The organism is Streptomyces sp. NPDC001410, from assembly GCF_042895235.1.
Classification (GTDB): domain Bacteria; phylum Actinomycetota; class Actinomycetes; order Streptomycetales; family Streptomycetaceae; genus Streptomyces.
In genome coordinates, this window is sequence record NZ_JBIAWE010000041.1 from 1 (window position 1) to 22,930 (window position 22,930).

Below are 22,930 nucleotides of genomic sequence, written 5' to 3' on the forward strand. Positions count from 1 at the left end.
GGATCTTCCGCAGGGCACGATGCAGCCCGAATCGAATGTCGTCAATCGCCGCAGCCGTCCTCACCCTGGAGCGGCAGCGCTGAAAAGGCTCACTGAGTTTCGGCCGGCCTGGCGAGCCCTTCGACAGCACCCCGGCCTCGCCCTGCTCGCGCCAGGCCCGGCGCCACCGCTCCACCGACCGCTCGCTCACCCGCAAAGCACTGGCGATCTCGCCGTTCTTCTCCCCGCTCTCGAAGCGGGCCATGGCCTGCAGCCGCAACCGCTCCCGTGCGGCTCTCCCGGCGTCGGTCAACCCGCCGCCCTGCGCATACCTCACGCCACAGGGCTACCGGACTTCACCGCCACCGTCAGGCAAATGACCCGACATCACCCAACCAAGCTCAGTACCTCACGCCCCAAGACCCAGGTGAAGAAGAAGTGGTACCCGACCCTAAAGCTCGATTTCCTCGGTGAAGTTGAGTAGAACCTTCGCCGGCGAGCGGCCTCGATTGACTGTAATCCGGCCAAGTTCCAGGTTTTCCCGTCGGCGCTGTTCGGCAAATCTCCGCATGTCCTGCCAGGTGAGTGTGCTGCCGCAGTACTGGAGCCGTTCTTCAATGCTGTTGAAGATCGCCGCCCGCCCCGACTGCGGAGAACGCACGACGTTGACGCCGCGGGCGCGCGCCCGATCGATAAGATCGACGTCCTCCTGTGAAGCCGGTGGCATCTCTTCGTCATAACCACCCAGGGCTATAAAGTGCGAGCGCGGCAGACCGATTCTTCCATACGTTCCGTTTCCGTCAGCCGGCTTGCCGTCTCTGGCGCCGACACAGAAGGCATCAGTTTCTGCACAGAAGCCATGAATCAAGGTGTCATGACACGCGGTCCACAGTGCACGCCAAGTTTGGATCGTGTCCCCGATGAAGTTGTCGCCGTCCAAGTTGACCAGGAACTCACCGGTGGCCCCAAGGTGCGCAAGATTTTTCGCCTTGGGGAGGTGGATGAATCGGGCGGTTCGCTCATGAAGGTAGCGAAGCAAGCCGCAATCGATCTGTTCCCGGTATCTCCGTACCCACTCGTCGAGTTCGTCGTCCGAATTGTAGTTGATGAGGACGATCTCCGCATTACCATCGGCCTGCACTCGCGCCAAGTTCTCCGGCAAGGTCTCGCGGAGCTGCCACAACCGGTTCTTGCAGGTCACGCAGTAAGAGATTCTCTGTTGGGCTGGGTTCGTCATCTCTGGCCTTCGGCGCGATCGGCGGCAGTATGCGTGGCTGAAGCTGCTCTTCTCTCAGCAGCGGTAGGCGTATGGCTGTGTCGTGGCCAGGACCCTCTTGCCGGGACCAGGCGGGACTCATTGCGTGCCTGTCGCCGCCACTGACCAGGAACTGGCCGTCGGCGGCCAGGAGCTCGACGTCTCACCGTCAGCCGGGTACGAGTATGGGAACTCCCTACCTGTCACTGGAGTGGGGAGCCCGCCAGGGTAATCCGATCCAGTTTTCGAGGATGCGGCCAGTAGTCGGACACCGCGTAGTGTTGCGTGGCCAGATTGTCCGATATCGCGACGTCTCCCTCTTCCCAGTGGAACCGGCACTGGAATTCGGGAAGCCACGCCCGTAGATGGAGCATGTCCAGTAAAGAGCGGCTTTTCGCCTCTGGCAAACCTTCGATGCGGACCGCCGATACTCTGTTGGAGAGCAAGACCTTCTCACCACTCCATGGATGGCGCAGGACCAGGGGATGCGTCTGGGCCGGATAGTCTTTCCGCAGCCGACGGAACGCACTCTCGTTGCCCTCGAAGGCCGTTCCGTATCTCTGCACCCAGTCGTGGACCACCTGCAGGCCGTCGATATCACGCTTCATCGACTCGGACAGGGAGTTGTACGCCTCGGCCATGTCGGCCCAGCAGGTGTCTGCGCCGACTGGCGGGGCCAGCACGTTCCGCAGCATCGTGACGGAACTCGGCGCATGGTGCCAGACTTGGTCACTGTGCCAGGACTTGAAATCACGCGTGTTCTTCTTGTCGTGGTATACGCCATAAATCTCAGGGTGCTCTGCATACGGAAATAAGAGTGAGAACCCGTTCAGCATCATCTCGTCGTCCGAGAGGAACGGATGAACCTCTGGGGTTCCGATGTTGCGAGCAACCGCTACGAATTCGCTCGGTTTCAAGTTCTGTGCCTTGAAGAACAGCGCTTTGTGCTCCAGCAGCAGTTCCCGGATGGTATCCCGCTGCGAGTAGTCGTTCCCGTCGAGCGTGAAACCTTCGACGACGGCGCCGACATAGGTCCCCAGCCGCTTTACCTTCACGTCCCGACCTCCGCCTCGAATATCAGGCCATGCGGCGCAGGGCCTGATTGGCGTCCACGTCGCCGTCACGCGTTCGACGTCGCGGGGAGTAGCAACCCCCCCGGTAGAGCAGGTGCCTTGCGGCTGCATGTCGCGCTGCACGAAGCCCCGGCGTGACGATGCACCTCAACTCGGAGTCGATGCCAGCCTACTGGGCATGCACGGCACCCGACAGATCGTCCCGCGCCACAACAGGCGTGTCCGTGACTCGGCTTCAGGTAGCGCTCGTTCACACAAGGGCTTGGACTTGCGGAAGGCTCGGCGAAGTCGCGGCCGAACCATCCCCAGATGTGATGGAACGCGGCGGCTGAGCAGCGCTGTGCCGCCGTCGACCGCGCCATCGCGTCGCCGTCTTCGAGCCGCCGACGCCAAGGCACACGTGCCCCCGGTCCGTTCCCGCTCTGCCGGTGTGGCCTCGACTGCCGCCTGCACCCTCGCCAGGTTGCACGGGCATGTCCGGGCTCGCCATGTGGTGGGGTGGGGTCTCTTCACCGCGTGGCGGTGTCCGGAAGTGCATGTCCTGTGCGTGTGTGACCTTCTGTGCAGCTTTCGCGCCTGTTACGGTCCGACCGGATCGTCTTCCTACGGAAGGACGGATCATGCCGGAGCCACCGCCGAAGCCGCCCTTGAAACCGGCCGCCTGGACGACACGGCGAGTGCCGGGACGTCCCTTCGACCCGCCTCCCGATCGAGCCCGTTTGATCGCGACTGCGCCGATTTCCAAGGTCACCTTGTGGAACGGCACCACGGCCTGGCTCGTCACCCGCTACGCCGACCAGGTCGCGCTACTCAGGGACAAGCGCATCAGCGCGGACGACACTCATCCTTCCTATCCGGCCGTCAGCGCCGCCGAGGACGCCACACGCGACCACAACCGCACCTTCATCAGCATGGACGATCCCGATCATGCCGCAGCACGCCGTAAGTTCATGGGTGAATTCTCTGTACGGCGTGTGGCCGGGTTACGGCCGCGTATCGAACAGATCGTCACCGAGCTGCTGGATCTCATGGAGGACGCGGGGCCGCCTGCGGATCTCGTCTCCGCATTTGCCATGGCCGTACCGGTCAGGGTGATCTGCGAGTTGCTGGGGGTGCCGTACGCGGACCGGGGGTTCTTCCAGGAGGCCAACGCCGTGGTGGTGGACACCCGCAGTACGCCTCAGGCCGCGCTCGACGCGTCCTGTGCGCTGACCGCCTACCTCGGCGAACTGGTCGAGAAAAAGCTCCGCGCTCCGGAGGACGATCTGCTCAGCCGCTTGGCCGTCGAGCACCTGGCCACCGGCCGGACCACACGTGAGGAATGCGCACGGGAGGCACGGCTCTTGCTGGCGGCCGGCCAGGAGACGACCACCGCCATGATCGCGCTGGGCGTCTGTGCGCTGCTCCAGCACCCCGACCAGCTGGCCCTCGTCCGGGGCTGCGGTCCTCACCAGGTGGCGACTGCGGTCGAGGAATTGCTCCGGTACCTTTCCGTCACGCACATGGGACGGCGTCGAGTGGCGGTCGCCGACATCGGCCTGCACGGATACGTGATCAAAGCCGGTGATCCGGTCATCTTCGCCGGCGACCTCGCAAACCGGGACCCCGAGGTGTACAAGGATCCCGGCCGGCTTGACGTACGTCGCCCGGTGACACGCCGCCACCTCACCTTCGGTCACGGGCCCCACCAGTGCCTGGGACAGCACCTCGCTCGTCTGGAGCTCCAGGTGGCGTACCCGGCGCTGCTCCAGCGTTTTCCCCGACTCCGTTTGGACCGGCCGCTGTCTGAACTGTCATTCCGTACGGAGAAGTTCGTCTACGGGGTCCGCGACCTGCCGGTCGCCTGGTGACCCCGACGCCGCGGCCGGGGCAGTTCTATGGCAGGAAGAGATCTGGCGAGGTGGGCGGCGGCACACCGAGAATCCTCCCATGCCTCCTTCCCTCACCGGCAAGACCGCAGTGGTGACCGGCGGCTCGCGGGGCATCGGTAGAGCCGTGGTGCGTGGACTCGCCAAGGCGGGGGCCCATGTGATCGTCAACTGGGTCAAGGACGAGGGCGCTGCCGACGAGGTCGTGGCGGAAGTCGAGGCGGCCGGTGGTCGAGCCATGGCCGTTCACGCGGACGTCGCCCGGGAGGCGGAGGTGCGCCGGCTGTTCGACGAGACGGAGGCGGCTTTCGGCGCCGTGGACATCGTGGTCGCGAATGCCGCAGTGGTGGTCACCAAACCCCTGACCAAGAGTACGGAGAAGGACTTCGACCATGTGTTCGGCGTCAACGCCAAAGGCGCCTTCCTCACTCTGCGCGAGGCCGGTCTCCGCCTCACCGACGGCGGGCGGATCATCGCCGTCTCGACGGTGGGCACCCGGCTCTTGCTGCCCAACACCCCGCTTTACCTGGGCAGCAAGGGGGCGGTGGAGCAGTTCGCGCGCTCACTGTCACGGCAGCTCGGGCCACGCGCGATCACGGTGAACACCGTCTCTCCCGGCTTCACGGAAACGGCACTCATGCCCGAGCACGACCGGACCTGGGCCTCGGGCCTCGCCTCGCTCGGCCGGGTCGGCACCCCTGCGGAGGTCGCCGAGGTCATCGTCTGGCTCGCCGGCCCGTCGGCCTCATGGGTCACAGGGCAGAACATCAGCGCCTGCGGAGGAATCGGCTGAGGACACGGCACGGGGAGCCGCTGACCCCGCGCCCCCCGCGCCCGGTAGACGGTCAGCTGAAGTAGTCCTCGGCTTCGCCCGCCCGGACGGTGTCGAGCGTGAAGCAGTGGAATCCCCCGCCGAACAGTCGCCGGTGCCGGTGACGCACGGGGACCACGGTGAAGCCGTTCTGCTCCAGTACCTTGATGAGTTCGGGGAACAACGAGTTGACGATGACCGTGTTCTCGTCCACCGACAGCACATTCATGTCGATGTACTTCGTGGTGAGGATCATGTCGTCGTCTTCGTACCGCGGGAATATGTCGTCGGTCGGGTCCGGCGGGTAGATCCGGTCCCATGACCGCAGCGGATCCGGAAGTTTCTCGGCCACGTCAGGATTCCGTACCAGCAGGGTCCCAGGGCGCAGGGGAAGAACGAGACTGTCGATATGGTTGTCCGAGAACCTGTACATGACGTGGAGACGGAATCGGCCCTCAAGATGGCGTTCCAGCCAGCGGACCGCCAGCGCGTGATTCTCCGTCGCGACATTCACGATCACGTCCTTACCGAAACGCACGCACTGCGCCGCATCCAGCAGCATCTCGAAGCCCACATCAAATTCGGAAGATTTCGGGTCCGAGATCTCCTGAAGCGCGGGAGCATGCTGGCCGTTGACATACGAAATATCGAACGACCGGTCCGTCATCACCGGGCGTGGCATGGTCGTCCATTTCGCGCCCTGTTCGAAGTACCGGTAGAACACCGGCTTCAGGAGATCATTCTCGAAGTATCTGGCGCGCACCTGCGGAGGCGTTTCGATGATCTCGTCCCCGAAGACGACGGCCTGGTCCCGCACATTGAGCGCGGGTACGCAGCTGGCCTGCCAGTACGGTGTGCGAAACTCGACGGACCGCGTGAGGGTCTTCGGCCGGTGCACCGTGACCGACAGGTCCTCCAGTGCTGTGACCAGCTCCTCCACGTCCTCGTTCAGTTCCTCCACGTACCGCTTCTTCAGCTCCTGCCGCCCCTCGAGCGGGGTTCCGTACGTGGGGTAGTAGAAGGCGCCGGCCACGTCGTGGAAGAAGAGCTTGAAGGAAAGCTCCACTTCGTGGGCGTCATAGCGGACCCCGGAGCCCACGATGACCTCTTTCAGGGGCGACCATTCGTCGTAGCTGTGCACGGACATCCCGGATCAGCCCTTCTCGACGGGTAAGTGTGCCACTGCACGAGTGAACACGTCGACCACCGATGAAATCTACAGCGGCTTTCGACAATGGCTTGAATATGGCATCCAGATAGAGTCAGACACGACTGAAACCCGTCATGATTCATTGGCCTCCTTGACAGCGGATCACCCCGGAGGGAGGCTCTCATGGTCCTATCTGGACTTCTCCGTGCGGTCCGACCGGCACGCCTAGGGAGGCGCAGTGACAGCCGATCAGGTCAACAGCACATTTCCCTCGGACACCGCATCCACTTCGCTCAATTCGATCAACCCATGGAACGCGGACAGGCTTTCCATGATCCTGTTCGGGCACGCCGCGTTCCAGTATCTCAACGCCGCGTGCGAGCTCGGGCTCTTCGATCTTCTGGCGGAAAAAGGACCGCTTTCTGTTCAGGAGATCCGTACCGCGCTCGATCTGGAGAAACGTGCCTGCGATGTCCTGCTGCTCGGCTGTGCAGCGCTACGCCTCATCCACCGCGAAGGTCCCGTGTGCCAGCTCTCGGCCGACATCAGCGAGCTGATGGAACGCGACGAGTGGACTCACATCGTGAACACCGTCGCGTTCGAGCAGTACATCGTCTACGAGGGCCAGGCCGACTTCACCGAGTCGCTGCGACGCAACACCAACGTAGGGCTGCGGCGGATCCCCGGCGAAGGAAAGGATCTCTATCCCCGCCTGGCGCAGACCCCGCACCTGGAAGAAGTCTTCTACCGCTACATGCGGTCCTGGTCGCAACTGGCCAACCAGCACCTGGTGCGCCATCTGGACCTGACCGAGGCCCGGTCGCTACTGGACTGCGGCGGCGGCGACGCCGTCAACGCCATCGCCCTCGCCGCGGCCAACCCGCACCTGCAGGTCACCCTCCTGGAGATCCCCTCCTCCGGCCCCGTCGCCGAGGACAGCATCCGGCAGGCGGGCCTGACGGACCGCATCACCGTGCGCGGTGTCGACCTCTTCGCCGACCCCTTCCCAGCCGGCTTCGACTGCGTCCTCTTCGCCCACCAGCTGGTCATCTGGACACCGGAGGAGAACACCACCTTGCTGCGCAAGGCCCACGACGCCCTACGGCCGGGCGGCCGGGTGGCCGTGTTCAACTCGATGTCAGACGACAGCGGGGACGGACCGCTGATCGCCGCCCTGGACAGTGTGTACTTCGCCGCGCTGCCGGCCGAGGGCGGCATGATCTATCCCTGGTCGCAGCACGAGGAGTCACTGCGGGCCGCGGGCTTCACCGAGCTGCGGCGGATCGCGCTGCCCACATGGACCCCGCACGGCATTCTGATCGGCACCAAGGCGATATGACGGGCCACGCGACGGCCGTGCGGACCATCCCCACCGTCAGCACATGGCCCGTGCTCGGCTGCCTGCCGGACCTGATACGGCGAAAGGAGTCGTTCTGGACCGACATCCACCGCGCACACGGGGACATCGTCCACCTGGATCTCGGCGTCACCGGCCTGGTGGCGGTCAGCCACCCCCGCCATGCCCACCACGTCCTGATCGAGAACGCACGCAACTACGTCGACAAGGGCGGACCCACCGGTTTCCGGGCAACGCTCCTGCCGCTCACAGGGCAAGGGCTGTCCACCATCGACGTGGAGGACGAACACTGGCGCAGCCGCCGCGATCTCATCGGCCCGGCGTTCCGGCAAGGAGCGCTGAAGGCGATGACCGACCACATGGCACAGCTCGTTGACCGGCACACCGCTGCCTGGCTCACAGCGCAGGACGATGCGGAACCGGGCCTGGACGTAGTGCCCCCAGTCACGACCGCGGTCACCACAGCACTCGCCGAACTGCTCTACGGGGCACCGATCACCGATCACGAGATAGGCCGGGTCTCACGGGCCTTCGACCAGATCATGAACTACATGTGGGTAGGCATGCTCGCCTCCGCGGTGCCCCCCTGGGCACCGTTCCCCGGCCGCCGCCGGCAACGGCAGGCGATCGGGGTCATCGAGAACGTCGTCCTCGACGTGGTCACCCGCCGCGACCCCGCCCGGTCGACCAGGGCGCCTGAACTCGTCGACATCATCTCGGCAGCGGAACACCAACTGGACGCACAAGGACTACGGGACGAGGCAGTGTCGCTGCTCCTGGGCGCGGAGCCGATGGCGATCTCGGTGAGCTGGGCGTTGCACCTGCTGGCCCGCCACCAGGACGCCCAGCACGCTGCCCGTACTGAGGTCGACAAGGTACTGGCCGGAAGGTGCCCCCGTTTCGAGGATCTCGCCGCCCTGCCGTACGTCCGTATGGTCCTCAAGGAGGTGCTGCGGCTGTGCCCGCCCACCTACTGGGTGCAGCGCCGGGCCGCCCGGGACGACGTCATCGACGGCGTCGCCGTCCCGGCCGGCACCAACGTGGTCGTGCTGATCCACCGCATCCACACCCACCCCGACGTCTGGGAGGCGCCCGAACTCTTCGACCCGGAGCGGTTCGCACCCGAGCGTGCGAAGTCCCGGCACCGGCAGGCGTGGATACCCTTCGGCAGCGGCAGACGGGGCTGTGTGGCCCGGGAGTTCTCGATGACGCTCGGGCACCTGATCCTCGCCCAGGCGCTCCAGCGGTACGAGTTCTCCCCGCACCCCCGGCGCACACCGAGGCTGACCGTGGCGGCGAATCTCCGGCCGCGCGCCGGCGTGTGGCTCACCGCACGCCGACGCGCAGCCGACTGACGACGGTCCGTCGCCGTGTCCGGACACGGCGACGGCCGCCGGCCGTGAACGGTTCAACTGGTGCCGGGGCTGCCGTGCATGAGCCGTTCGGCGCAGGCGGACATCTGGTCCTTGAGCCGTTCCAGGTCCGCCCGTGCCTCCACCTGGAGGACGATCCGGTGCACGCCGAGGGCCGCCAGCTCGGCCGCCTCCCGCCGCCTGAGCTCCGTGAGCCCCCGGTACAGCGTCACCTCCAGGGCGTCCGGATCCCTGCCGTGGCGCTCCGCTTCTCGGCGCATGACGTCCAGCAGCCGCGACAGTTCCGGCCGGTCGACCCCCAGGGGCTGGAACCCCTCGCCGTAGCGGCCGGCTCGTCGTGCGGCGACGGTGCTGTGGCCGCCGAAGTGAACGGGTATGCCCGTGGGCCGCCAGGGGCCGGGGCGGCACACGACATCCCGGAACCGGAAGAACTCCCCCTCGTAGGCCGCTCCCTGGGGGCCGGAGTCCGCCCAGAGCGCGCGCATCACCTCCACCTGCTCGGACGCACGACGCCCACGCGTGGCGAAGTCCACGCCGCACGCCTCGATCTCCTCCCGGAGCCAGCCGACCCCGACACACAACCGGAGCCGGCCACGCGAAAGGGCGTCCACGGTGGCGGCGCGCTTGGCCAGCACGACGGGGTGGTGGTTGGGCAGGATGAGCACTCCGGTCGCGAGCCCGATGCCGGTAGTGCGCGCGGCGAGGAAACTTAGCAGTTCCAGCGGGTCCGGGACAGGGCTGTCCACCGGGACAGTCAGACGCCCGGTGGGACTGTAGGGATAGCGGCTCGACGTCCCGTTCACCATGACGGAATGCTCGGCGGTGACGACGGACTCGAATCCGCAGACCTCGGCATGCCGGGCGAATTCAGCCACCCAGTCCCCGTCCATCACACCGTGGCCGCCGAAGGGTAACGCGATGGCGTAATCCATGCAGACAGCGTAGGGACCGCCCACGCCTGCCGCACAGCCGTTTCACGCCGAACAGGAAGGTGAAATTCATGTGGTACGGATCCCGTGACCCGGGCTTGTCCGAAATACGGTCCCGGAAACAGCACCGCGCATACGGCATGGGGCTGGGAATCATGTTGATCGACGACGTGTACCCGGGATTTCCCGGCGATATGCGCAACCCCAGCGCGTATCCCTTTCCCATCCAGTACGACATCGTCCGCGGAATCGGCTTCGACGAGCTGATCTTCGAATCGGACAAGTCGTCCTGTGTGGAGCCGATCATCACCTCCGCGCGCCGACTGGAAGACCTGGGCTGCCGGGCGATCGCGGCCGAGTGCGGTTACTTCGCGTACTTCCAGCGGGAAGTGGCCGACGCCGTCGACGTGCCCGTGTTCATGTCCAGCCTGCTCCAGGCTCCGCTGGCCCGAGCGGTCGCTGGGGCGCACCAGACGGTCGGACTCATGGTGGCATTCCGCGACCACCTGACCGACGACCATCTGAAGGCCGTGGGTATCGAGACGGATGGCCGCCACCCGGTCACCGGCATCTACGAGTCCGGGCACTGCCCCACCCTTGTCCGGCTGTACAACGACCCCGATCCCGCCGCGCGGCACGCCGAGTACGAGGTGGTGGAGGCGGAACTGGTCACCCTTGCCGAGGAGTTCGCCCGGCAGAACCCCGACATGGGCGCGATGGTCCTGGAGTGCGGGGCGGTACAGCCGTTCGCCCGGGCGATCCAGCGGCGCATCGACATGCCGGTCTTCAGCTGGGGCACGCTCCTGGACTACGCGTACTCCGTGGTGGTGCACCGCGACTACTTCGGTCACGTCTGACCCGGATGGCCGTACCCGGCCGCCCGCTGTACCGGATGGAGCGGGCGGCTCTGCAGACCGGTCAGGTAACGGTCCAGGCCACGGGCAGCTCGCGCAGGCCGCGCACCACCAGGCCGGTACGCCACCGCAACTGTTCATGGGGGACGGCGATGCGCAGGTGAGGCAGGCGGGTGACCAGCCGCCCGATGGCCACCTGGAGTTCGAGCCGCGCGAGATGAACACCCAGGCAGTGATGGATCCCGTAGCCGAACGCGAGATGGGGGTTGTCGACCCGGTCAAGGCTGATCTCGTCCGGGCGGGAGAAGACGGCCCGGTCACGGTTGGCCGAAGGACGGGACACCATGACCGTGTCTCCCGCCCGGATCAGCTGCCTCCCGATCTTCACGTCTTCTGTCGCCACCCGGGGAAGTCCGGCGTCGGATCCCAGCGGGACGAAGCGGAGCAGTTCCTCGACGGCCCTGGGGACCAGAGCCGGGTCGTCCCGCAGCTGCCGCCACAGGTCGGGCCGGCTCAGCAGGACGTAGCTGAAATTGGTGATCTGGCTGGCCGTCGCGGGAAACCCGGAGACCAGCAAGCTGACACCGAGATGCACCAGCTCGTCGTCGGTGAGGGGGTCTTCACCGCTCTGCCGCGGATCACGGACGAGGGCGGACAGCAGATCATCGACCGGGTCGGCACGGCGCTGCCGGAGCAATCCGGCCATGTACGAGTCCAGGCCGGCGCACGCGGAGTCGATCTCCTCCTGGCTGTGCGCCGTCAATGACAGCAGCACCTCCGACCATGGATGCAGCATCGCGCGGTCCTGTGCGGGTATTCCCAGCATGTCGCACATCACCGTCAGGGGTAGGGGCTGAGCGAACCGCCCCACCAGGTCAGCCGGTTCGCCCTCCGTCATCATCGCGTCGAGCAACTCGTCCGCGATCCGCTCCGACGCCGGCCGCATCTGCTCGATGCGCCTATGCGTGAACGCGCCGACGGCCCTGCTGCGGATGCGCGACTGCGCGGGCGGGTCCATGTCGAGCATGAACGTCGGTTCAACGCCGTTGTCCCGCAGCCCCGTTGCCAGTGTGCGACTGAACGCCGGATGGGTGAACACCTGACGCGTTTCCGCCCACCCCGTGACCAGCCAGACCGGGCGTCCGTCGGACAGCGTCGTCCGGGCGACGGGCTCCGTACTGTTCTTCGCCACGAGGGCAGGGTCGACGTCCAAACGAACCCCTTCGATCTCCTCCTGGTGCTGCCAGCGTGAATTCGTCACCCAGTCCTCCGGGAATCCCTGGATCTCTTCCACGGTTCGAGTTTCTTGACCCTGCCCGAAAAAGACCGACGTCAACCTTCCACGGTCACGACACAGCGGAAAGCAGCCTGAAAATGCGCCTTCCACGCCTGGATTCAGCCATCAACGGATCCGTCCTTCACTTATCAGTAATCGTCTCTATAGTGGTTCGAGCACCAGTCTCGCTTTTCCGCCGGACGAAAACGTGAAAGACGGATGTCGAGGGGAGATCGGCCATGACCAGCACGTCGATCATGCAGACACCCACGCTCGCGGAACACGGCTACGAGGTGATTCCCGACGCCCTCACACCACAGCAGGTGGAACGGCTCTCGGCGGCAGCCCGTCTGACGCAGGAGAAGTTCCGGGACCGGGCCCGCGGCTACTACACCCCGCGCCGCCATGTGCTCTTCGCGGTCCAGGAGCTGGAGCCCGCCTTCCTCGGACCAATGGCACTCGCCACCACGCTGCCCACTGTGTGCGACGCACTCGGTTGGAACATCTTCGTCTACCACTCACACCTCGACGAGAACGAGCCCCTGCCGGACGACGTCGACTTCCCGTTCAACTGGCACCGGGACCTGCAGGGCATCACCTACACCCTGTCCTTCCCGCTCCCGCTGCTGTCGGTGAAGGTGTCCTATCCGCTCACCGACATCACCCGCGTCGAGGACGGCGGCCCCCTCGTGATTCCCGGCTCCCACATCGGCCCGGAGACGCCCAAACCCACGGGCCCCGAACCGCCCGGATCCGTACCTATCCTCGCTCCGGCGGGCTCCGCCATCGTCATCGACTCCCGCGTCTGGCACACGGTGGGTGCCAACCGCTCCGGCAGCACCAGGTCGACGCTGTTCTACGCCTACGCCTACCGGTGGATCCGCCCCATCGAGAAATACGACCTGTCCCCCCAGCGGCTGGCGGCTCTCTCGCCCGTGCAGCGACAGCTCCTGGGAGCCGGAGACCGATACGAGGGATTCCACCTCCCCGAGACCGACGACGAGGTGCCACTGCGACGGATCGTGGAGAACGGTGACTGGTCCGCACTGTGAACCCGCGCGCGTAGCCGTCATCACGGCACCCAACCCCGGGTACCGCAGTCCAGGCATGATGACCGTGGACCTCGCCTTCGAGTCCCTGCGCCGTCGGGCCGCGGAGGAGTACCGACGAGAGATCCGAGTCACCTGGCACACCCTGCACCCACCCGAAACCGCCCCGCAGCGGACTGACATACACCAGGTCGACTTTCCCGCCGCGTTCAGGTCGTTGGACGAGTACCGCCCGGCACTGCGCAAGCACGACGCCGTGGTGTTCTGGGGAGACTTCCTCCACGCGCGCCACTATCTGATACAGGACGCGGCGAAGCGAATGCGCCACCACGCAGGGATGACAGACCGTGCCGCGGTGCACCGACTTCTCGTCCGGAATCTGCTGCTCGCGGAGGAAGCGGATGACGTCCTGGCACGGACGCTGGCGTACGGAGGCTCCATTCTGCACAACGCACAGTCGGACTACGAGGACAAGGAGTACGGCCCGGCCTTCCTCCGGCTGATGACCCGCAGCAACCGGGTCTGGATGCGTGACCCCCTGTCGGCCGTGAAGATCGCACAGCTGCGTGGTGACCGGACCGGGGAGACCTTCGGCGCGGACGCGGCCCTTCTGTCACGGCCAGAGGAGGAACTGCTTCCCACCACCCAGTGGTCTCGGAAGCTGCCTGCGGGGAAGACGGTCGGAGTGTTCCTCGGGTCACGAACGGAAATTCCGGACTGGCTCGCGGGATTCTGCCGGAAGGTGGCAGAGCGGCTGGGGACACAGATGGAGTGGCTCCCCTGGTTCGGCTGCTCGGTTCCCGAGCCATTTCGTGATCTCATCCTCCGGCCCGGCGAGCGGACCATGGGCGACCTTCTGGCAGTCCTTCCGCGATACCGGTTGGTCATCACAGACACCTACCACCTGGCGTTGAACGCATGGGGGCGCAGGACACCGGTCATGTGCGTGGGAGCGCCACAGCCGGCTGCGCCGAAAGAAGGCGACTATCTGACCGAGAACGACCTGAAGAAACAGATCTTCCACCTCGCCTACGACGCCGCCGACTTCTACCTCGCAACCCTCCCCTACACCTCGCGTGTACAGGACCAGCGCATCGACCGGCTGGCACAACTACTGGAGGGCGACGGTGCCGCCGCCATCGCGAACCGGATCAACGAGCATGCGCAACGTTCCGCGAAGGAGTTCACGACAGCGTTGACGTCGGCGCTCGACAGTCGCTAGAAGCGCAGTGGCAACCGAGAGCAGTCGTCTACCAGTGGTCACACGGACAGTGTCGCACCCTCATTTCCCACCCAGGGCCTCGCAGTAGGGCGACCTCTGGTGAACGGCCCGCCAGGGCAACATGGTTCCGCCTCATACCTCGCCGACGTTGCTCCGGTCAGCTGAAGCTGTCAAAGTGTCCCGCCCGAAGGCACCGGGGTCACCGAATCGCATTGCACGGCGAGGCGAGCAGCGTACAGATCGAGCCAGCGGCGGAGCTCGAGGCGCCCGGCCTTCTGGTTGGCCGGGGTGAGGAACTGGGCAACATGATCGACCAGCAGGTACCTGTCCCGGCGGTCAAGAACCGTCGCGGCAAGAAGAGGGCAGTTGCGGTGCTCGGACTGGGTGACTTCAGCCCAGACCAGGACGGTGCCGAGGTTCGGCTCCTGCCGGGCGAGTCGGCCGAGCTTGGGAATGCCGTCGCACAGCTCGGGCCAATCGGACATCGGCATCCGCCAGGTGGCCATGGCTCGACGTCGTCGCGCGTAGTTGATCCGGTTGGGGTTGTCGTCGAGTTCGGCAGCGATCCGCTCCACGCTGGCTGCGAGCTCCTCCCACAGGTCACTGGGCAGCGCCCCGTGGAGCACTTGGAGGGTGCCGGCCGCGCAGCCGCGCGGCATGCCAGTGTCTCCGCGCATTCACCCTAGGGTGTCCGCAGCCAACAATAATCCCGCAGAGCGACCGTGTTGATCTTGGAGTGCGCCCGGGCCTTCGACAGCACCGGGTAGGTGGCCGCATAACGGTGGCGAAGGGTGAGGCCATGAACCTCCGCCTCGGACAGCCGCGTGACGGCGGCGAGCGTGGCAGCGACATCGTTGGGCAAGTCGATCAGGTGATACGCCGGCGGCCGGCGCTCCTCCGAGGTCAGCCCACACAAGCCGGCGATCCGGCCAGGGGATCGGCCCAGGCGGTGAGCCAGCCGCAAGAGGAAGCCGGGCAGCGACTCCTCCGACAGCGGCGCGAGACTGCGCGCAAGCGGAGGCGGTGTCATCATGCCCCTCCAGCAATTCCGGCCGCCGGGCCGACGTCATCGAAAACGCTGTTGCGGCCTTGCCGCTTCTTCTTGGGGACGGGGACCTCGGGGATTGACGGCTGCTCGCCCGACTCGGCGTCGAGGTCGGGCAGGTCGGTGGGGCTGACCGCGCACCGCTGCAGCAGGTCGATCGTCAGCTGCTCCTCCTTGGTCTCGATGGCGTGGCGGCAGCCGGTCTGGATGAGCTTCTCCAACAGGCCGACGACGCCGTTCGTGCGGCGGAACAGGTATTCCTGCATGTCGCCCGCGGTGAGCATGCCGTCGGTGTCGTTCAACAGCCGCAGGCAGCCCTCCAACCCTCTGAGGTGGGCTGTCCAGGCGGCGATCTGCTCCGGCGTGTCGTATCCGAACGGGTCGAGGTCGATCAGCTCGAAGCGGCGTTCATGCTGGGTGGCGGCATGGGCGTTGGGACTGCGGCCCCGGTCCCTGACCGGCGGGAAGACCCACTGCTTGGTGACCGGGTCGCGCCGGCCGTCCCGCAGCAACCCGGAAGTGGGGATGCCGACCCCGACCAGGATCAAGGTCACCGGCATGCTCATCATCTCGCGGATCAGGTCCAGCACGTCCTGGTCCGCCTCGCGGTGGAGCTTGAGCCTCGTGATGTCGTCAATGACCAGCGCCTTGGTGGCATGGTCGATGATCGCGGCGTTCACCGTGCGGACCAGATCCTCCAGGCGCATCCCCTTGTAGTCCTCGCCGTAGAAGTCCAGGATGCGCTGGCAGGTGGAGATGGGGGTGGCTTTGACCGGGCAGCGAACGTACGCCACCGAGGCGTGGAGGTCGCGCGTGCCAGGCATCGCGTCCGGATTGATCTGCTGATTCAGCTCCAGCCACTCGTCCTCGAAGGCGGCAATGGCCTCACAGACGGTCTCGGTCTTGCCCTGGGCGCCGCCGCCGTTGACCATTACCCCGGTGCGGGTGCCCGCCTTGTGGCTGAAGGCGCCGTCTTCGATCCGTGTGCGCACCAACCACGCCACATCCTCGCTCATCGGGGTGGCCTGGACCGGCAGACTGCTGTGGGTCGCCAGGCGGTGCAGGTTGTAGATCCGGCGCTGACGCGGGCTCAGCCGGGCGTACTCAGCGACCGACATCACCGGCGCCGCAACGAAGCTGTCCCGGGTCGTTCGCCAACGCTGCCAGCTGGCGTAGCGGGTGCGGTCCAGCGGCGGCCCAGGCAGGAACGAGGTCGCCCCCGCCCACAGCGGTGTACTCACAGTTCCCCCTCGATGTCCTCTCGCTCGTCTTCCTCCGGCAGAGCCAGAAGGCTGCGTTCACGCAGCCGCTGTCCGAGCGCCGGAGGCGGGGCGGGCCGCTCGGGCACCGCCTTCTCGCGCCGGCGGCGACGCTCGTCGTCCACCGCGGCCTGCCCCTGCCGGGCCCGCTCCCGCCATCGCAGCGGCACGACGTTGTCCGCTTCACCAGTAGCCGCCCGCTTACCAGCACCGGTCCCGGCGGTGGGTGGCCGGTCGGCCGCCGCAGCGGCGGCCTGGGCCATCTCGCGGGCATGCTCGATGCGCTGGCTCTTGGTCAGCCGGGCCGGCCACTGCTCGACGGGGATGTTGCCGCCGATCAGCTCCAGCAGCAGCGGCAGCAGTTCCGCGTCCGACTTCGGGGCAAGGCCCCGGGAGCGGACCTCGCGCATCACCTCGCGCACCCGTGCGTCGCTGAACGCAGGCACCTCGCCCTCGCTGGGCAGGCCGGTCCAGCGCAGGGTGTGCCAGTCGTGGGTGCGCGGGTCCTGGAAGAACACGAAACACGGGTCGCGCGGGTCCCGGTGGAAGACGTACTTGTTCTTGGCCACTCCGCCGCGGCGCGAGGGCATGAACCGGTACTCGTCAAGCGCGTCGCCGTTGTACCAGAGGTTCTTGATCTTCACGCCGCGCTTGCCATGGATCATCACCCGGTGTGTCGGCAGCAGCTGGTAGTACAGCTCAGGGCGGGGTATCTGCAACGCGAAGCCACCCTGGGCCATCGACGCCGCGAACAGGCTGTTCGGACTGTGGTCGCCACCCGGGTCCCAGCTCGGCGCATACGACCCGAATCGCCGGTTTTGCCATACCCGGACGATCCAGGTGGCGATCAGGTGCTCCATTTCGGCGATGGTCAGCACGGCGTCGCCCTCCGGGTCCACACCGCGGTCTGCGGCATCCACCCCCTGGTAACCGGGAAGGATCCGGAACAGCAGGGACTGAATTGCACCAAATGCCCGTTCCACAGCCTGTTTGTCGGTCGGGCGAAGAACTCGGGCCGGGCGTATGTTCGCACCGATCACCCGCTGTACCTCGATCAGATGATGATTTTTGTAGACCGATCCGTGGCCGGTGGTGACGGTCTCCGGGGCGAAGAACGGCAGGCCCGCGACCTTGTGCCCGGCGAAGTCGGCCACCAGCGTCGCGGGAACGCCCGGGTAGGCCCACTCCATCTCTTCGCCCCGGTCCGGCCGCATCGGCAGCGGCATCATCACGTCCCGCAGCACCATGGACACATCGATCGAGGTGTCCGAGACCAGGGTGAGCCGGAACGCCACGATCGAATGCGTGTAGACGTCCAAGGCCAGGGTCAGATGGACAGAGACGGGGTCACCGAAGGCGTGCTCGCGCACCTTGACCGGGAGAATCGTGGTGTCGAGGGCCACCACCTGGCCCGGGCGGTGCACCACGACGTGCTTGCCGGTCGCTACTTCCTGGGCGCGGGCGGCGGAGCGTGCGTACCGCTGCCGTGCGCCGGTGGAGCCGAACCACTCCTGCCACACCACCCGCAGCGTCTGGTAGCTGGGCACGGGCTCGTCCGGCCCGAAGGTCTCCCGGACATACTGGTGGATCAGGCGCTCGCGGTCCTTCGCGCTGAGCTTGGAACGGTGCAGCGTCTCCGCACGGACCGCGAACAGCGCCTCTCGCACGCTTGGTGAGATCCGGCGCCCGGTCGCCTCGCGAAGCCACCGGTCGTCCGCCAGCCCCACTGGCCCGAAGCGGCGGCGGTCCATGTCCCAGCGGATCAACGTCCGGTAGCCGGCCTGTTTCAGGCCGAGTGCGGCGGCCTACTCGGGGTTCTCCGCTGCGGCCAGGCGCAGTTCCTCCGCCTTGGCCTGTCGGCGCTGCGTCGACGTCGTGGTGTCCGGGTCGTACTGCGGGCGCGGTTCACCCGGTGCGGCCAGCAGCGGGTCACCGCTGCGGTAGCCGGTTTCCACCTCGTTCAGGTGTGCCAGCCGCAGCAGGGTCAACTGCTGCCTTTCGGGCGTCAGGCCGGGCATCGCCTTCTGCTGCCGCCCCCGGCTCGCGGCTGGCAGGTCCTTGCGAGTCCGGGTGGACGGGCGGCACGTGGGGTGGTGGTGGTACATCAGCCGCCGTACCGAGGTGTGCCAGGCGGGCCCGTCGGCTCGCACGAGGACCACCTTGCCCACCTGCGGTTCGAACGTCTCAACTGTCCACTCGGCGCTGTCGATGATCAGCTTCTTGCCGGGAGACAGGTCCCAAGCGACTGCGGCGGGGGTCGTCACCGTTCGCCTCCGCATCGACGCGTGTCCGCCGCCAGGCGGACCAGGCTCGAGTCGGCCAGCGGCGCGGACATGTCGACGCCGAGACGGCGGTGCCACAGCAGATGCAGAGCGTGCGCTCTGGCGATCACCGGATAGCTGCAGTGCTCGACCAGCTCGCCGAACGCGAGTGGGCCCGAGGCGGCAGCTCGTAACAGCTGTTCGTGAAGGCCAAGTTGGTCGGCCAGGTCCCTCCGGCCTGCCGAGAGAGTGTCGACGATCCTCACGACGTGCTGCCGCCAGCCGGTCACCACGCTGTAGTTCCAGCCAGCCGCCAGTGCTGCCTCGGCCGACGCGGCGAACTTCACCTCGTCCTCCGGCCGGATGCGTTCCGCCGACCGAACATCGATCAGCCACGGTCCCGACTCGGTCAGCAGCAGGTAGTCCGGGGGGTGCCTGACCAGCCCGTCCGCGGTCAAGAACTCCAGGCGAAACGGTTGTGCCAGCGCCTCCACCAAGTCGGCCGCGAAGTCGGCCATCAACAGGAGCAGTTCCTCCTCGAAGCTCTCGAAGCCGTGGTGCCGGTCGGTGCTGACCAGGTACTCCAGACCCGGCCGGTGCCACTGGCCCGTTCGCCAGGTGAAACGGCGTACCGGCTGGCTCCGGAACGCCTCGACCTCGGCAAGGTTCCGCACCGAGCAGGTGACCGGCGTCCGGCCGAAGCGCCACGTGGCGGTCCAGCGGTCGCTCCAGTCCGCGCCGAGAGTCAAAGACACCGCGTAGGTCTCGTGTCCCTTGTGGAGACGCGCGAGGTCGCCCAGACCGCAGGCATCGGACCACATAATGGTCGGCTCAACTGTCCCTCCACCCAGGGCCCGCCAGATAACGTCGAGACCACGTCCCCTCGCCCTCCGTCGCGAACTGATCACGTGGGGATGAACCTATGGCCAAGATCCACGCGAGGATTTGTGTTTCCGAAAATCCATCGCACCAACGTTCACCCCCGCCGGAGTACCGGCGTGTACGCAGATGACAAGAAGACTCGGCAATCTGGCTGCGGCCGTGCCGAGTCGAACTGGCACAAGCCCAGGTCAGCGGGCCTCCCCAGTGCCAACTACCTCAGGCAGTCGCACCGCGATAGCCAGCCGCATCCCGCTGGTCCGCCGCCCCAAGAGGCCCGCGTTACCGCTGGACGAACGTATCACCCATCTCACCGGGCTGACCGTCGCGCCGGCGGGGTCCTCAACTACGCCGCGCTGATCGCCTCCGACGTCGGCCTGCCCGACCTGGCAGCCGACCTGTGCTGGAAGCAGCACGCCGTCTTCGCCGACACCGGACACCTCACGGGGGACATCGCCGTGATGGCGCTCATGCCCCTCATCAACATCTCCCGGCTGCTGACCCGTGAGGGCGACGGCGAAGCCGCCTACGACATACTCACGCGGCTGTACCGGGCCGCCCAGAGGCGCGGCACAGCCGAGATCTGCGGCAATACCGTTGATCTGTCGATGCTGACCAGCACGGACGCAGACCACCGGAAGGTCTGCGAGGCGCTGTGGGTCAACGTGCTTGTCGACGGCGCAAGGGCCCTGGCGCGGGTCGGCCGCTGGACCGAGGCCGCCGAAGCCATGGCCGCGCACCGGGGCATCGGCAACCGCCTCCTCGACGGACGCCAGATCAAGATCATGGCGCTGATGGAACGCGGCCTCGATCAGCAGGCCCGTGACACGATCGACTCCACCAACCCCACGGAGCTGTGGGAGAACGCCATCGCGGCCCTCCTGCGCATCTACTGTCGACCCGCGACCTCGCCAGCACCGCCGGCGGACCTGGACCTCGCTCTGCAAGAGACAGACGAGCTGATCGCCACGCCCGACCCTTCGACCGCAGCCTTCCAAACCCGCGTGGGACTGACCGCACTCGACCTGGTCCGTGACCGCACCAGTCCCTCCGTGGCTCGCTTGCAGGACGCCATCGCGGACGTGGCCGTTCTCGATGCCTACGCCGCTCGCGACGTCCTGAGCCACCCCCTAGCGCATCCCCGCCTGACTAGTGAGCAGAGACGGAAACTCGACGCCGCGCTCACCTTGTCAGGCCTCGGCACAGGACACCTCTCATCGACCCATATGCGGAGCCTCGCTGCCGCCGTGGAGAAAGCCGAGGACGCACTTCGCGATCTTCTGCACTCCGCTCAGAACAACCGCCCGCCTGACACGCAAGCACTCGTGCGAAGGAGTTTCACCAGTTGATCGGTTGCGCGCAGCCGGGGCAGTGGATCAGCCTCGGATTTCGCAGGCTTCACGGCGCGGGAGGAGACGTTCCTGACGCTCGACGAGCCCCCGTGGGAGAGCCTGCTGGAAGGGGCGATCGACGAGGTCACGACGGCAGAACTGCATCAAGCCGAAGGCGCCATGCGAGGTCGCGCAAGGGGGTGTCGGCGGCGTGGGCGGGGCCGGTGCCGACGGCGAACAGGCCGACGGCGGTGACCAGGGCGGCATCGACGTCTGGAACCGCAAGATCCTCGCGCACAGCCTCCTCGGCGTCGACGACGCCGAGGAGAGGGTGACGGCCCGCCTGAACGAGCTGTTCCCCGACCATGCCGGCACCGCCGGTATCTACCTCGTCGAACACGACTACTTGAGCCAGCCCGTCACCGCGCTCCCCAGTTCCGACCCCGACGCCCTCACCGCCTGGAACACAGCCCTGGAAGAGACCGGAGCCTGACCTCTCCCGGCTCGAGAGCAGCAGACGCCACCGCCGTCCGCACGCGGACCGTGCCACCAGTCGTCCACCACCCCTTACGATGACTTTGATTACCGCGGTGTAGAGGGAGACGCTGGGAATGCGACGGCTGGGTGATCTGGAGGCGGAGATCATGGACCGCCTGTGGCGGTGGAGGCGCCCAGCGACCGTGCGCGAGATAGTGGACGACATCAACCGGACGCGACCCGTCGCCTACACCACCGTGATGACCGTGGCGAACATCCTCCACAACAAGGGCTGGCTGCTGCGTGAGCAGAAAGAGGGCCGCGCCTGGCTGTACGAGCCGGTTCGCACCCGGGAGGAATACTCTGCCGCCCTCATGGAGGACGCCCTCAGCGCCAGCGAGGACCGCCCCGTGGCGCTCACGCACTTCGTCGGCCAGATGTCATCCGCCGAACACGCCGCACTGCGAAAGGCCCTGCGTCAGGTGGGAAAGCGCACGGACACATAAGGCCTCCGCACTCGGCGCCTACGCGGACGCGGCCGATTCCTTGCCTGGTCGACTACCGCTCGGACACCGGACCTGCCGCCACCGGCGCTCGCTGCCCGCCCTCCGGGAGAAGGCGCCCGTTCTCGGCACGCAGATTCCAAGATGCGGATCACATCGGCGTCCGAGATGACGTGCAGGCCCAGCTGCCGGTGGACCTGGCTCCGCGCGCTATCAACAATGAGGGCCGGCGAAGGAACTGGCCGGTCTACATCGCCTGTGACTCAAGAACCTCCCCATGGAGGGCCCCCACAGAAAACAGGAGCACTCAGCTCCTGACCCGACTGGACGACAGGCGGCCCCATCCACCGCCCTTGCCCGCATCACCGCTCCGTGACTTGGGCCACATTCATCAGAGCCACCTGAGAACCGGGCTTGGCCAACCATCCCGCAGCAGCCCCCCGCAGTTCAGAATCTCGATTGAACAACTGTGGTACACCGCACATTTCTTGAGATGTGAAGGAGCCCCTGATACCGGTTGTCCCCATGTCCCACACCGCTCACATACGCAGCCACCGGAAGCCGCGCCGCAGTGCGTCGACGCTCGTGATGCGGGCCGGAGTTGCCAGCGGCGCCCTCGGCACGCTGGCAGTGGCCGGTGCGTCTGCCCCGTCGGCGAGCGCGGCCGAGCCGGTGACGCAGACGCTCGAGCTGCCCACCCTGACGGCCGATCTGGCCGCCCAGGTTGCCCAGTCCGCGGACGCCACCCCGCAGGCCGAGCATGACGCAGCCGCCGAGCAGGCCGCCTCGCGCAGTATTGAGCGGACCACCCTGGCCGCCCCGACGAGCCCTTCCAGCACCTCCACGGCCACCGGTTCAGCCGCAGCAGTCATTGAGCCTTTTCGGCGCTGCCGCTCCAGGGTGAGGACGGCTGCGGCGATTGACGACATTCGATTCGGGCTGCATCGTGCCCTGCGGAAGATCCGCCACGACTTCAGTC

The 22,930-nt window shown here is 66.7% G+C and carries 21 protein-coding genes and 4 pseudogenes; 12 read left to right on the forward strand and 13 right to left on the reverse strand.

What is annotated here, in order from left to right; all coding sequences use genetic code 11:
- Positions 1 to 83 (forward strand): annotated as a pseudogene (locus ACFY3C_RS45095) (IS5/IS1182 family transposase); the annotation flags it as partial.
- 65 nt (positions 84 to 148) lie between these two features.
- Here ACFY3C_RS45095 and ACFY3C_RS45100 read toward each other — a convergent pair.
- The 3 genes and pseudogenes from ACFY3C_RS45100 to ACFY3C_RS45110 all read right to left on the reverse strand — a co-directional run.
- Positions 149 to 244, reverse strand: a pseudogene (locus ACFY3C_RS45100) (helix-turn-helix domain-containing protein); the annotation flags it as partial.
- Positions 245 to 430: 186 nt separating this feature from the next.
- Positions 431 to 1,180 (reverse strand): glycosyltransferase, encoded by a 750-nt coding sequence (locus ACFY3C_RS45105; protein WP_390775098.1) that lies wholly within the window; start codon positions 1,178 to 1,180, stop codon positions 431 to 433.
- 257 nt (positions 1,181 to 1,437) lie between these two features.
- Positions 1,438 to 2,430 carry a TauD/TfdA dioxygenase family protein gene (locus ACFY3C_RS45110; RefSeq protein ID WP_390775099.1) on the reverse strand — a complete coding sequence of 331 codons (993 nt, stop codon included), beginning with the start codon at positions 2,428 to 2,430 and terminating at the stop codon, positions 1,438 to 1,440.
- Positions 2,431 to 2,858: 428 nt separating this feature from the next.
- On the opposite strand from ACFY3C_RS45110, the gene ACFY3C_RS45115 reads away from it, so the two are divergent.
- Complete coding sequence (locus ACFY3C_RS45115) at positions 2,859 to 4,157, forward strand: cytochrome P450 (protein ID WP_390775100.1); 1,299 nt, start codon at positions 2,859 to 2,861, stop codon at positions 4,155 to 4,157.
- Between the two features lie 79 nt (positions 4,158 to 4,236).
- Entirely contained in the window at positions 4,237 to 4,968 is a 732-nt protein-coding gene (locus ACFY3C_RS45120; RefSeq protein ID WP_390775101.1) for an SDR family oxidoreductase, read from the forward strand.
- A 52-nt stretch (positions 4,969 to 5,020) separates the two neighbouring features.
- On the opposite strand, the gene ACFY3C_RS45125 is transcribed toward ACFY3C_RS45120, so the two are convergent.
- Complete coding sequence (locus ACFY3C_RS45125) at positions 5,021 to 6,133, reverse strand: glycine amidinotransferase (RefSeq protein WP_390775102.1); 1,113 nt, start codon at positions 6,131 to 6,133, stop codon at positions 5,021 to 5,023.
- Between the two features lie 334 nt (positions 6,134 to 6,467).
- On the opposite strand from ACFY3C_RS45125, the gene ACFY3C_RS45130 reads away from it, so the two are divergent.
- Entirely contained in the window at positions 6,468 to 7,475 is a 1,008-nt protein-coding gene (locus tag ACFY3C_RS45130) for a methyltransferase (protein ID WP_390775103.1), read from the forward strand.
- Positions 7,472 to 8,848 carry a cytochrome P450 gene (locus ACFY3C_RS45135; protein ID WP_390775104.1) on the forward strand — a complete coding sequence of 459 codons (1,377 nt, stop codon included), beginning with the start codon at positions 7,472 to 7,474 and terminating at the stop codon, positions 8,846 to 8,848. The genes ACFY3C_RS45130 and ACFY3C_RS45135 overlap by 4 nt, the downstream gene beginning before the upstream one ends.
- Positions 8,849 to 8,901: 53 nt before the next feature.
- Here the strand turns inward: ACFY3C_RS45135 and ACFY3C_RS45140 are convergent, their stop codons facing one another.
- Complete coding sequence (locus tag ACFY3C_RS45140; protein WP_390775105.1) at positions 8,902 to 9,798, reverse strand: LLM class F420-dependent oxidoreductase; 897 nt, start codon at positions 9,796 to 9,798, stop codon at positions 8,902 to 8,904.
- A 68-nt stretch (positions 9,799 to 9,866) separates the two neighbouring features.
- Between ACFY3C_RS45140 and ACFY3C_RS45145 the strand changes: the two genes are divergently transcribed.
- Positions 9,867 to 10,652 (forward strand): aspartate/glutamate racemase family protein, encoded by a 786-nt coding sequence (locus ACFY3C_RS45145; RefSeq protein WP_390775106.1) that lies wholly within the window; start codon positions 9,867 to 9,869, stop codon positions 10,650 to 10,652.
- A gap of 61 nt (positions 10,653 to 10,713) precedes the next feature.
- Here the strand turns inward: ACFY3C_RS45145 and ACFY3C_RS45150 are convergent, their stop codons facing one another.
- Positions 10,714 to 12,036: a cytochrome P450 gene (locus tag ACFY3C_RS45150; protein ID WP_390775107.1), complete on the reverse strand. Its 1,323-nt coding sequence runs from the start codon at positions 12,034 to 12,036 to the stop codon at positions 10,714 to 10,716.
- Between the two features lie 128 nt (positions 12,037 to 12,164).
- On the opposite strand from ACFY3C_RS45150, the gene ACFY3C_RS45155 reads away from it, so the two are divergent.
- Both ACFY3C_RS45155 and ACFY3C_RS45160 read left to right on the forward strand, forming a co-directional pair.
- Positions 12,165 to 12,977 carry a phytanoyl-CoA dioxygenase family protein gene (locus ACFY3C_RS45155; RefSeq protein WP_390775108.1) on the forward strand — a complete coding sequence of 271 codons (813 nt, stop codon included), beginning with the start codon at positions 12,165 to 12,167 and terminating at the stop codon, positions 12,975 to 12,977.
- Between the two features lie 55 nt (positions 12,978 to 13,032).
- Complete coding sequence (locus ACFY3C_RS45160) at positions 13,033 to 14,196, forward strand: hypothetical protein (RefSeq protein ID WP_390775109.1); 1,164 nt, start codon at positions 13,033 to 13,035, stop codon at positions 14,194 to 14,196.
- Between the two features lie 170 nt (positions 14,197 to 14,366).
- On the opposite strand, the gene ACFY3C_RS45165 is transcribed toward ACFY3C_RS45160, so the two are convergent.
- The 6 genes from ACFY3C_RS45165 to ACFY3C_RS45190 form a co-directional block, all read right to left on the reverse strand.
- Complete coding sequence (locus ACFY3C_RS45165; protein ID WP_390775110.1) at positions 14,367 to 14,873, reverse strand: hypothetical protein; 507 nt, start codon at positions 14,871 to 14,873, stop codon at positions 14,367 to 14,369.
- A gap of 5 nt (positions 14,874 to 14,878) precedes the next feature.
- Positions 14,879 to 15,229: a TniQ family protein gene (locus ACFY3C_RS45170; RefSeq protein WP_390775111.1), complete on the reverse strand. Its 351-nt coding sequence runs from the start codon at positions 15,227 to 15,229 to the stop codon at positions 14,879 to 14,881.
- Complete coding sequence (locus ACFY3C_RS45175) at positions 15,226 to 16,482, reverse strand: AAA family ATPase (RefSeq protein ID WP_390775112.1); 1,257 nt, start codon at positions 16,480 to 16,482, stop codon at positions 15,226 to 15,228. The genes ACFY3C_RS45170 and ACFY3C_RS45175 overlap by 4 nt, the downstream gene beginning before the upstream one ends.
- Entirely contained in the window at positions 16,479 to 18,167 is a 1,689-nt protein-coding gene (locus ACFY3C_RS45180) for a transposase (protein WP_390775113.1), read from the reverse strand. The genes ACFY3C_RS45175 and ACFY3C_RS45180 overlap by 4 nt, the downstream gene beginning before the upstream one ends.
- A gap of 138 nt (positions 18,168 to 18,305) precedes the next feature.
- Entirely contained in the window at positions 18,306 to 18,764 is a 459-nt protein-coding gene (locus ACFY3C_RS45185; RefSeq protein ID WP_390775114.1) for a hypothetical protein, read from the reverse strand.
- On the reverse strand, positions 18,761 to 19,669 hold the full coding sequence (locus ACFY3C_RS45190) for a TnsA-like heteromeric transposase endonuclease subunit (protein ID WP_390775115.1): 909 nt from the start codon (positions 19,667 to 19,669) through the stop codon (positions 18,761 to 18,763). Before ACFY3C_RS45190 ends, ACFY3C_RS45185 begins: the two co-directional genes overlap by 4 nt.
- A gap of 90 nt (positions 19,670 to 19,759) precedes the next feature.
- On the opposite strand from ACFY3C_RS45190, the gene ACFY3C_RS45195 reads away from it, so the two are divergent.
- The 4 genes and pseudogenes from ACFY3C_RS45195 to ACFY3C_RS45210 form a co-directional block, all read left to right on the forward strand.
- A complete protein-coding gene (locus ACFY3C_RS45195) occupies positions 19,760 to 20,989 on the forward strand; it encodes a hypothetical protein (RefSeq protein ID WP_390775116.1) in 1,230 nt (409 codons plus the stop codon).
- 193 nt (positions 20,990 to 21,182) lie between these two features.
- A complete protein-coding gene (locus ACFY3C_RS45200) occupies positions 21,183 to 21,464 on the forward strand; it encodes a hypothetical protein (protein WP_390775117.1) in 282 nt (93 codons plus the stop codon).
- A gap of 118 nt (positions 21,465 to 21,582) precedes the next feature.
- A complete protein-coding gene (locus ACFY3C_RS45205) occupies positions 21,583 to 21,954 on the forward strand; it encodes a BlaI/MecI/CopY family transcriptional regulator (RefSeq protein ID WP_386575216.1) in 372 nt (123 codons plus the stop codon).
- Between the two features lie 522 nt (positions 21,955 to 22,476).
- Positions 22,477 to 22,824 (forward strand): annotated as a pseudogene (locus ACFY3C_RS45210) (glycoside hydrolase); the annotation flags it as partial.
- Between the two features lie 11 nt (positions 22,825 to 22,835).
- On the opposite strand, the pseudogene ACFY3C_RS45215 reads toward ACFY3C_RS45210, so the two are convergent.
- A pseudogene (locus ACFY3C_RS45215) lies at positions 22,836 to 22,930 on the reverse strand (IS5/IS1182 family transposase); the annotation flags it as partial.

Coding starts and splice junctions, on each gene's coding strand:
- ACFY3C_RS45165 (WP_390775110.1), bottom strand. CDS start 14,873: ATGCGCGGAGACACTGGCATGCCGCGCGGCTGCGCGGCCGGCACCCTC.
- ACFY3C_RS45120 (WP_390775101.1), top strand. CDS start 4,237: ATGCCTCCTTCCCTCACCGGCAAGACCGCAGTGGTGACCGGCGGCTCG.
- ACFY3C_RS45205 (WP_386575216.1), top strand. CDS start 21,583: ATGCGACGGCTGGGTGATCTGGAGGCGGAGATCATGGACCGCCTGTGG.
- ACFY3C_RS45170 (WP_390775111.1), bottom strand. CDS start 15,229: ATGATGACACCGCCTCCGCTTGCGCGCAGTCTCGCGCCGCTGTCGGAG.
- ACFY3C_RS45145 (WP_390775106.1), top strand. CDS start 9,867: ATGTGGTACGGATCCCGTGACCCGGGCTTGTCCGAAATACGGTCCCGG.
- ACFY3C_RS45140 (WP_390775105.1), bottom strand. CDS start 9,798: ATGGATTACGCCATCGCGTTACCCTTCGGCGGCCACGGTGTGATGGAC.
- ACFY3C_RS45135 (WP_390775104.1), top strand. CDS start 7,472: ATGACGGGCCACGCGACGGCCGTGCGGACCATCCCCACCGTCAGCACA.
- ACFY3C_RS45125 (WP_390775102.1), bottom strand. CDS start 6,133: ATGTCCGTGCACAGCTACGACGAATGGTCGCCCCTGAAAGAGGTCATC.
- ACFY3C_RS45155 (WP_390775108.1), top strand. CDS start 12,165: ATGACCAGCACGTCGATCATGCAGACACCCACGCTCGCGGAACACGGC.
- ACFY3C_RS45160 (WP_390775109.1), top strand. CDS start 13,033: ATGATGACCGTGGACCTCGCCTTCGAGTCCCTGCGCCGTCGGGCCGCG.
- ACFY3C_RS45130 (WP_390775103.1), top strand. CDS start 6,468: ATGATCCTGTTCGGGCACGCCGCGTTCCAGTATCTCAACGCCGCGTGC.